This is a genomic window from Cryobacterium sp. 10I5 (assembly GCF_035019865.1).
Classification (GTDB): Bacteria; Actinomycetota; Actinomycetes; order Actinomycetales; family Microbacteriaceae; genus Cryobacterium; species Cryobacterium breve_A.
In genome coordinates, this window is record NZ_JASJVI010000114.1 from 1 (window position 1) to 8,960 (window position 8,960).

Annotated in this window: 9 protein-coding genes and 1 pseudogene; 3 read left to right on the forward strand and 7 right to left on the reverse strand. The window is 61.7% G+C overall.

Going from position 1 to position 8,960, the window contains the following annotated elements; all coding sequences use genetic code 11:
- The 3 genes from QN350_RS17860 to QN350_RS17870 form a co-directional block, all read left to right on the forward strand.
- On the forward strand, positions 1-219 hold a 219-nt coding region (locus tag QN350_RS17860; protein ID WP_323517014.1), incomplete at its 5' end, for a hypothetical protein.
- A 54-nt stretch (positions 220-273) separates the two neighbouring features.
- Positions 274-864, forward strand: coding sequence for a recombinase family protein (locus QN350_RS17865; protein ID WP_323517015.1), 591 nt, complete (start codon positions 274-276; stop codon positions 862-864).
- A 33-nt stretch (positions 865-897) separates the two neighbouring features.
- Complete coding sequence (locus QN350_RS17870) at positions 898-1,392, forward strand: recombinase family protein (RefSeq protein ID WP_323517019.1); 495 nt, start codon at positions 898-900, stop codon at positions 1,390-1,392.
- Positions 1,393-1,892: 500 nt separating this feature from the next.
- On the opposite strand, the gene QN350_RS17875 is transcribed toward QN350_RS17870, so the two are convergent.
- The 7 genes and pseudogenes from QN350_RS17875 to QN350_RS17905 all read right to left on the reverse strand — a co-directional run bounded on the left by QN350_RS17875 (position 1,893) and on the right by QN350_RS17905 (position 8,764).
- Complete coding sequence (locus QN350_RS17875) at positions 1,893-3,659, reverse strand: ATP-dependent nuclease (protein WP_323517017.1); 1,767 nt, start codon at positions 3,657-3,659, stop codon at positions 1,893-1,895.
- A gap of 132 nt (positions 3,660-3,791) precedes the next feature.
- Positions 3,792-5,183, reverse strand: coding sequence for a replicative DNA helicase (gene dnaB / locus QN350_RS17880; protein ID WP_322138531.1), 1,392 nt, complete (start codon positions 5,181-5,183; stop codon positions 3,792-3,794).
- Positions 5,184-5,620: 437 nt separating this feature from the next.
- Positions 5,621-6,070, reverse strand: a complete 450-nt coding sequence (gene rplI / locus QN350_RS17885; RefSeq protein ID WP_281533597.1) for a 50S ribosomal protein L9 — start codon at positions 6,068-6,070, stop codon at positions 5,621-5,623.
- Positions 6,071-6,078: 8 nt separating this feature from the next.
- On the reverse strand, positions 6,079-6,342 hold the full coding sequence (gene rpsR / locus QN350_RS17890) for a 30S ribosomal protein S18 (RefSeq protein WP_035835236.1): 264 nt from the start codon (positions 6,340-6,342) through the stop codon (positions 6,079-6,081).
- 61 nt (positions 6,343-6,403) lie between these two features.
- A complete protein-coding gene (locus QN350_RS17895; RefSeq protein ID WP_322138530.1) occupies positions 6,404-6,907 on the reverse strand; it encodes a single-stranded DNA-binding protein in 504 nt (167 codons plus the stop codon).
- 201 nt (positions 6,908-7,108) lie between these two features.
- Positions 7,109-7,477 (reverse strand): annotated as a pseudogene (rpsF, locus tag QN350_RS17900) (30S ribosomal protein S6); the annotation flags it as partial.
- A gap of 243 nt (positions 7,478-7,720) precedes the next feature.
- Complete coding sequence (locus QN350_RS17905; RefSeq protein WP_322138529.1) at positions 7,721-8,764, reverse strand: hypothetical protein; 1,044 nt, start codon at positions 8,762-8,764, stop codon at positions 7,721-7,723.
- Positions 8,765-8,960: the final 196 nt, after the last annotated feature.

Consider the following 8,960-nt stretch of genomic DNA (forward strand, 5'->3'; position numbering starts at 1 on the left):
GCCGCCGCCGACATCCCCTCGCGAACCCGAACCCAGAACAAGTTCTCGCGCTCTTTCAACACAACTCTCGACGCCATCACCAACACCTCACTCATACGGTGTTGCTTCGACCCCTTGAAGCCGCCCTACGGATATGAGACGTCTCACGACCGCCACTTAGGCACCATCGACACTGGCGGAATCCCGGGGCTCGGCGAGTCACTTAACTACGTCGCGTAACCTCCTGCTTGAATTGCGACACCAACCGTTAGTTATGAGACACCCAGGAGCATCGTGACGAAACTGATCGGCTACGCGCGCGTATCGACGCGCCAGCAATCTACCGACCGGCAAGAGGTGGACCTTTTGGCGGCTGGTGTCCGGCGTGATGACCTCTACGTCGACAACGGCGTTTCCGGCGCTCGCGCCTCAAGGCCTAACTTCGACCGCGCACTCGACGCCCTCGAGGCGGGCGACACTCTCGTCATCACGACTCTGGACCGGCTGGGGCGATCGACACAGAACATGCTTGCCTTCGCCGAAGAACTCCGGGGCCGCGGCGCCGGCCTCCGCGTACTGAACCTGGGCGGCGGCGACGTCGACACAGCAACGCCCATGGGTTCCATGCTGTTCACGATCATGGCCGCACTCGGTCAGATGGAACAAGAAATCAAGCGAGAGCGTGTAATCGACTTGATCGCCAAACGCCGCGGTGCCGGCAAGAACCTGGGCGGTCGCCCGCGGGTCATCACCGACGACCAAATACGCAACGCTCGCAGCCTCATCGACAGTGGCGAGCCAGCAGCCGAGGTCGCACGGAATCTCGGAATGTCCAGAGCGACCTTTTATCGCCGGGCGCGCGCCCTGGGTCTCCTCCCGGATTAGGAAGCACCTGACGGTCAATAACGCCAAATAGCGATCACAGAACGCCGCCACGAAGCGCTAACAGTCACAGCCCACGACCGAGCTCAGCTCCAGGAAATGCTCGACTATGTGCGAGATGGCGACAAGGTACGGGTGAAGTCACCGGACCGCCTGGCCCGTTCGACGACCGACCTTCTCGCGCTCGTTGAACAACTGAAGCGGAAGGGCGTCGCGCTGGAGTTCGTCGACAACCCGGCCCTGAATTCAGACACCCCTCAAGGCGAGTTTGTGCTCACAGTTCTCGCTGCCATCGCCCAGCTGGAGCGCAAGACCATCCGCGAGCGGCAGGCAGAGGGCATCGCCATTGCCAAGCGGGACGGGAGATACGAGAAGGCTCCGAAACTCGTACCGGAGCAAATCGCCGAGGCCCGCGAGCGGGTCGGCGCTGGCGTGCCAAAAGCATTGGTGGCCAGAGACCTCGGGGTGTCACGACAGACGCTCTACGCCGCACTGAGCGGTTCAGGGAAGTACTCGGAAGTGACCACGTGACCGTGGGCGGCGTCTGCCTGTTCGAACGGGTTGAAGAGGGTCACCGCAAGAAGAGTCTCAAACCGAGATATTTCGGGATTGTAGGCACACCGCCGCGGGGCTGAGTGCCTTACGGGTCGCACGTCGGACAGACGACTACCGCGAGTTTGGCCCGGTTGGCGGGGTAGACCTCCGTGCCCGTGAGTGACAACATGTGGAGACTTTGGCACTAAGTGGGCCTCATGACTCCCGGATTGCAACAAGGGCCATAGAACCCGGGCGTCATGAAGGTCGGTGGTACGTGATGGACTGAACACCAATTGGAAGGAGGTAACGCAGATGACCGCATCGATCACGGCATACGTTCGCAACGCAACGGCCCCCTCGCCGAGCGCATGTAGGTGGTGTGGCCGCGATGAGCGGCTTCACTCTATTGAATGGGCCAAGTCTGTGGGCTACCACAACTGGGTCACGCCGACCACGGCCCAACGGCGTGCACGCATGCTCGCTCGACGAGCGCGTCAATAATTGGCACGCTCGATCCGCTTTTGAAACACCTCGCGCAGCTTTTCCGGAACCTCCTTTGGGGCCCGGAGACCAAGCGCCAACGCCGTCATGATCTCAGGCTTACCGCTGATCTCGATCGTACTGTTCTCGCGAATCATTCGCTCGACCTGTGAACTGAATTTACTCGCACGATACTGCGAGAAATCAGACAGGGCCCAGTCTCGACTGTCGGTTCGTGGCCACTCTCTGTTAGCGCAAACTGCCCATTGATCATCCGTGAATGCGTCTTCGAACTCCCGAACGCCTACCGTGAGCACGTGAGTTCCGAGAAATAGCCCATGGGCTGCAAGACGTGGTTCAGAGAACATCTTTAGGTCGCGGGAATCTTCATCAACCACCAGCAATACGTCCCTACTGTGGCTATTGAGGTACTGAGCGAATCGAAGAGCCCCATCATTGTTATCGCAGGGCCAGATGGCGATTCCGCAAGCCTGTAGCTGACGACCCGTTGCCAACTTAAACAGCACGGGAAATGCGCGACTCTCCGTGGCCCCTTCAACTCCGACGAACAACCGTTCATGCAGCAGCACTGTGTTCCTGAGGCCGAGCGAGGCAGCAATCGCTCCCAGATGCGCACCGACTTCCGTGTCATCGGCAATCTCGTCCGCTGTTGTCCGACTCTTAACATGTCGCAGGTGTACGACCTTCGAGATGTCGACCCCGTCTATGAGGTTCATCGAGTGAGTAGCAACAACGATGCGAACATTCGGAAGGGCTGCCTGCTCGTCGAGCAGATTCATGAAACCTCGCTGGTTGCTGTAGTCCAAATGCGTATCCGGTTCATCGTAAAGAAGCACCGTATCCTCGTTCGATCCGCTGAGGAGATCAGCGTTGAACTCCCACACAGCCAAAGCGATGCGTCGAGAGCGACCGGTACCGGATTGTCCGAGGTGGACCTGCTCCCCACGTTCATTAACAGCGCTCAGCTCAAGAGACTTCAGCCCACTGTCCAGTCGCACGACGGGGTGTATCGCAATCTCTCCGATGTCCGAACATTGCCGCTTGATGTGGGTGCGGAGGTCTTCTGCGTCCTTGGTGACGCGCTGCTGGAGGACCTTGGTGAGCTCAGTTATGTCGCCCTTAATTGTTTCGTCTTCGGTATGAGTGGTGTAAGACGTACGCAAGGTAGTCAGGATGGCGTCTTCGGGGTTTTGTGTCGATGTCGCATCGAAGCGTTGCACGCGTGGGAGCGAACGTTTCAGGTCGGTCGTAGCCGGGATCCACATGTCGACTTTGTCAGCGGCAGGAATGAGGTCCTCAAGGCGAGCGATCAGATCGGGCTTGTTCCCCGCCTCTGACAATCCAAATCCGTTGAGTCGGAACTTTAGAGTTCTTACATCTTGCGCTGCGATATCTTGCAGGCGCTCATCAACAGCCACGGAGGTCAGCACCTCAAGAGCTGCCCCACTCTCTCTATAGGCACGTCGCACTCTAACGAGACTGGGGAGACCCAGGAGCGTTTCCTCCTCAGGTCGAAGCAAGAATTCTCCCTCGACAATAGTTTCGGAGACTCGGGAGGGAGCGCCATCCGGTCCCGGCTCTCCGTAGGTTCTGTCTCGATCGGTTAGTTTGATTGCATCGAGCAGAAACGCGATCGCATCCAAAACGGCACTTTTTCCAGCATCGTTGTGCCCGGCCAGGATCGTCGGCGAACCGACTGAAACGGTTAGGTCCGACTCGATTGAGCGAAAGCCTTGGATAGTTATCTTGTCAAGATGCATTACTCATCAACTCTCTCCATTCGCGGCACGATGCGGGTCAGCATGTTCACAATCTTCCGCCACTCAATCTGTCTCAAAAGCCAGAAAAGACAGAAATCGTGGCGGGAAGACAAAGAGAGATGACGGTCGACACTACGAACCGGGCGCGAGGTCGGCGAAGCGCGAATAGTGGCCGTGGAAGGCGACGGTCACGGTTCGCGTGGGTCCGTTGCGGTGCTTGGCCACGATCAGGTCGGCCTCGCCGGCCCGGGGATTGTCTTTCTCGTATGCGCTCTCGCGGTGCAGCAGGATGACCATGTCGGCGTCCTGCTCGAGCGAACCGGACTCACGGAGGTCGGAGATCGCGGGCATCTTGTCCGCGCGCTGCTCGGGTCCACGGTTGAGCTGGGAGAGGGCGATCACGGGAACCTGGAGCTCCTTGGCCATGAGCTTGAGCGCCCGGGAGAACTCGCTGACTTCCTGCTGGCGCGACTCGACCTTCTTGCCTGAGGTCATCAGCTGCAGGTAGTCGATGATGACCATCTTGAGGCCGACGCGCTGCTTGAGGCGGCGGCACTTGGCCCGGATCTCGACGAGGGTCATGTTGGGGCTGTCGTCGATGTAGAGCGGGGCGTCGTTGATGCGTCCGCGGGTCGCCGCGATGGTAGTCCAGTCCCTGGCGTCGACGGTGCCCTTGCGCATGCTCTGCAGGGGCACGGATGCCTCGGCCGAGAGCAGACGCATCGCGATTTCGCTGCGGCCCATTTCGAGGGAGAAGAAGATACTCGGCATGTCGTGCTTGATTGAGGCCGAGCGCGCGAAGTCGAGCGCCAGCGTCGACTTACCGAGGGCAGGACGAGCGGCGACGATGATGAGCTGGCCCGGGTGGAATCCGTTGGTGAGCTCGTCCATGTCCGCGAAGCCCGTCGGCACGCCGGTCATCTGGCCGTCTTTGCCCTTGGCGGCCTCGATCTCGTCGATCGCCGCCGTCACGGCGTCAGTGAGGGGCACGTAGTCCTCGGTCTCTGTGCTCCCGGTGACGGCGTAGATCTCGGCCTGGGCGTTGTTGACGAGGTCGAGGACTTCACCTTCTCCCGAATAGCCCATCTGGGCGATGCGGGTGCCTGCCTCGACGAGGCGGCGCAGCAGGGCGCGCTCGGCGACGATGGAGGAGTAGAAGCCCGCGTTGGCCGCCGTCGGGACGAGGCTCGTGAGGGTATGCAGGTAGTCAGCGCCGCCGGCCCGGGACAGTTCGCCGAGTTTGGTGAGTTCGTCGGTGACCGCGATGACATCGGTCGGCTCACCCTGCGCGTAGAGCGACAGGATCGCGTCGAAGATCAGCTCGTGCTTGGGGATGTAGAAGTCCGCGGCGCGAACGGTCTCCACGACGTCCGCGACGGCGTCCTTGCTGAGCATCATGCCGCCGAGGGCGCTCTGTTCGGCGAGAAGGTCGTGGGGGAGCGTTCGCTCGGTGTGCCGCGTTTCTGTGCCACTGCGCAGATCGGTACCGCGTTTATCCGCCAGACCCAGGTGAGCGATCGACAAACCGTGCCTCCTTTGTCCGTGGTGATGTTCTATCAGGGACCACCGACACCATCGGACGATCCCGGCACACCTCGAAATCCGGCCGCGTGCCCACCATACGGACCGGTTTCAGCAGGCAACAAACCACCCTGTGGATAACACTGTGCAGAATACGGGCGAAACGCCGCGAGTCATGTGCACAACCTGTGGACTCAGCTGTGGAGAACTAATCTTCTTCGAAAACTTTATGCGTTCTCATCAGGTAAAAATTCTACTCACACCTGTGGGTAAAAAGCTGGTTCAAGTACACCTTGAAGGTTGTCGCCCGTAAGAAATCCTGTGCACAAATGTGGGGATTCATCAAGTGAAAACACCCTCAAAAGGGGTGGTTGGGGGCTTAAACGAGCCTAGCGGCGGACTCCGGTGGGAGTCCGCCGCTAGGCCGGCAGTGAGACTGCCTACTTTGCAGCAACCACCACGAGGGTGATGGTGGCGCTCAGCTCGTCGCGAAGACGAACCGTTGCCTGGTGCTCGCCGACGGACTTGATCGGGCTGAGCTCGATCTTGCGCTTGTCGATGGCACCGAGGCCTGCAGCGGCGACGGCTTCGGCAACATCCGTGGTCTTGATGGAGCCGAAGAGGCGTCCACCCGTTCCGGCCTTGACGACCAGACGGACCTTGGTGTTCTCGATGGTTGCCTTCAGGGCCTGGGCCTCTTCGAGCGTGGCGTGCTCACGGGCGACACGAGCAGCCTTGATCTGTTCGATCTGCTTCTCGCCTCCGCGGGTCCAGGAAACGGCCCAACCCTGCGGGAAGAGGTAGTTACGGGCGAACCCGTTCTTGACCTCGACGATGTCGCCGGGTGCGCCGAGGCCGGAGACCTCGTGCGTCAGAATGATTTTCGACATTTGGCTACCTACCTGCCTGAGCCGGCGTAGGGCAACAACGCCATTTCGCGGGCGTTCTTGACGGCACGGGCGATGAGGCGCTGTTCCTGGACGGAGACACCGGTGATACGACGGGCGCGGATCTTTCCACGCTCGGAGATGAACTTGCGCAGGGTGGGGACATCTTTGTAATCGATGACACCAACCCGGATCGACTTCGCGGGAGCGGCGTTCTTGCCACCCTTAGCTCCGCGGAGCGGCTTGCGGCGGTCGCCGCTCGACTTTCCAGCCATGATTTCCTTACTTTCTTAAGAAGTGCGTTTCAGCCACGCGGCACCGGGGCGCCGCAAGTGGCTAGAAGGGTGTCTCGTCGCTGAAGTTGCCCGGGGTGTTCCACACGTCGCCACCGCTGTTGACGGCGGCGGGAGGAGTGGCTGCCCAGGGCTCGTCGTTCCCGGCCGCGGCGTTGTTACCGCCGCGGGGGGAAGACGACGATGCAGCACGAGTGAGCGAAGCAGTGGCGTACTTGAGCGAAGGACCGATATCGTCGATTTCAAGCTCGAAGCTTGTGCGCTTCTCGCCTTCCTTCGTTTCATAGGAACGCTGCTTGAGCCGCCCAGTAGCGACGACACGAGAACCCTTGGTCAGTGAACCGGCGACGTGCTCGGCGAATTCACGCCAAACGCTCGCGCGCAGGAACAATGCGTCGCCATCTTTCCACTCGTTTGATGCGCGATCGAAATTGCGCGGAGTGGATGCGATGGTGAAGTTGGCAACCGCCAACCCGCCCTGCGTGTAACGCAGTTCCGGGTCGCTGGTCAGGTTGCCCACCACGGTGATTACGGTCTCGCCGGCCATGGGCTACTTGTCGCTTGCCTTGTCGGCGGTGTCGACGGCTGCTGCGGGTGCCGGTGTGGCGACCGCTGCGGGCTTGGCGACTGCTGCCGGGGCTGCAGGAGCTGCCGGGGCTGCGGCCTTGACGGCTGCGGCGGCGGGAGCCGATGCGGGCTTGACAGACGCGGCGACCTTGGCGGTCGGGGCGGCTGCGGCTTCGGCCTTCGCGGCAATGACCTTCGGGTTGGCTGCCTTGCGGGCGGCCTTCTCGGCGGCGAGCTTGCTCGCGACGGCAACCTGGGCGATGCCTTCTTCTGCGCGGAGAACCTTGGTGCGCATGACGGCTTCCGACAGCTTCAGCTGGCGGTCGAGCTCGGCCGTGGCAGAAGCGTTCGCGGTGAAGTCGACAACGGCGTAGATGCCTTCGGACTTCTTGTTGATCTCGTATGCGAGACGGCGGCGACCCCAAACGTCAACCTTGTCAATCGTTCCGCCATCGTTGCGAACAACGTTGAGGAACTTGTCAAGGCTGGGAGCTACGGTGCGCTCATCGATCTCGGGATCGAGGATAACCATCAACTCGTACTGATGCATGACTAACCCACCTCCTTCGGACTAAACGGCTGCAGAATCTCTGCAACAGGAGGGTTGTGCATGTGCTGAAAGCGGAGGCCGGGAATCCGGCGCGCAGACAACCTGCCCAGACTACTCGATGGGGAGGCCAAAAGCCACCACAGCGCCGCGGCGCCCTCCGCGCCGCACGTTTTCGGGTCCCGCGCCCTGCGCACATTGCGCAGACGTCGCCGAGCGTCGCCGATTGTGCCCACCATCGCCGGCCTACCGGCGATTCTCGGCGCGACGGGCGACACTTGGCTGGCCGAGTGGGGGAACACGGCGTTCGGGACGCAGACCGGCCTCCATCAGGTGGCGCTGCAGGACCGCAGCCACGAGCGCCATCTTCCACACCCAGCGGGTCATGCCATGGCCGGTTGTCTGCCGCAGGCGATCTTCCCGCCGTTTCTCGTCCCAGACAATTTCTTCGATCGGGCGGCCCTGGGTGTACTGGTTCCGGGTGTATTTCACGTACCCGTCAAACTCGCCAAGCAGGAACAGCGTGCGGGCGCCCTGCTTCTGCTCCCAGCGATAGTCGGTGATATCGACGGTGCCGTCGGCGTGCACGAATCTCACCTGCAACTCCGGGGCCGGAAATCCGCACAGGTGGATCTGGCCACGGCTGAGGGATTCGCCTACCGATCCCGACCTGTTGTCGCTGAAGAGAATGGCGACGCGTGCAGCCCGTGTGCCCCGGAGCGGACCGTCGTTTTCCAGCCGACCAAGCAGTGCATCCTTCTCGATACCTGGCGTGCGGGTCCCGTTCGGCAGCACGAGGTGCTGTTTCGTACCGTGGTCCAGCGCCGCGATTGCCGACAGGAAGTGCGCGGTTCGTGCAAGGTCTATCAGGGTGCGCAGCAGGCTCGTCACGAGCATCCCATCGATCTCGACGACCTCGCTGTCTCCCAAACGATCGTGGTGCCAGACGACGCCGTTTTTCGAGTGCACCCCACGCCGCCCCGCCGCCATGAGATGAACAGCATCGGGCCACGGTCCAATCACAGGCAGGCCCCAGATTGCCGCAGCAGATTGGTGGGAGAACACAGGATCCGTCAGCCTCGTCGACGCGACCGCACGCATCCGCAGGAAGTGCCGGTCCCGATCATTCACCTCGTCCCAGCCGCCGGCATCGACGAACACGCCCCGGCGCAGCCGCACGGAGCGGCCCACAGCGACCTCGCGGTTCAGCGAGCGCCCGTCAAGACCCACCAGGGTCGCGTCGCGGGAGAGCTTCAGGGGGCGCCAGGCGTCGAGGTGATCGGGATTCATGGTGCCATCGTGCGCGGCGAATGCCCGACCGCGCTGGGTGCCCACGTGCCTGTGCACAACTCCCGCGCCCAACAGCCTGTGGAGGAGGTTCGCCTCCGCGCGCGAGTGTCGCCGTTCACGCCCGCTGTCGCCTGTGCGAGGGCGATCCTCGGCAGGATAGGCGATTCTCGGCGTCTGGTTCGGGGCGGGCGGGAGG

What these genes read in the sequence shown, in the direction of transcription:
- QN350_RS17895 (WP_322138530.1), bottom strand. Translation starts at nt 6,907, where the DNA reads ATGGCCGGCGAGACCGTAATCACCGTGGTGGGCAACCTGACCAGCGAC.
- QN350_RS17875 (WP_323517017.1), bottom strand. Translation starts at nt 3,659, where the DNA reads ATGCATCTTGACAAGATAACTATCCAAGGCTTTCGCTCAATCGAGTCG.
- QN350_RS17905 (WP_322138529.1), bottom strand. Translation starts at nt 8,764, where the DNA reads ATGAATCCCGATCACCTCGACGCCTGGCGCCCCCTGAAGCTCTCCCGC.
- rplI (WP_281533597.1), bottom strand. Translation starts at nt 6,070, where the DNA reads ATGTCGAAAATCATTCTGACGCACGAGGTCTCCGGCCTCGGCGCACCC.
- rpsR (WP_035835236.1), bottom strand. Translation starts at nt 6,342, where the DNA reads ATGGCTGGAAAGTCGAGCGGCGACCGCCGCAAGCCGCTCCGCGGAGCT.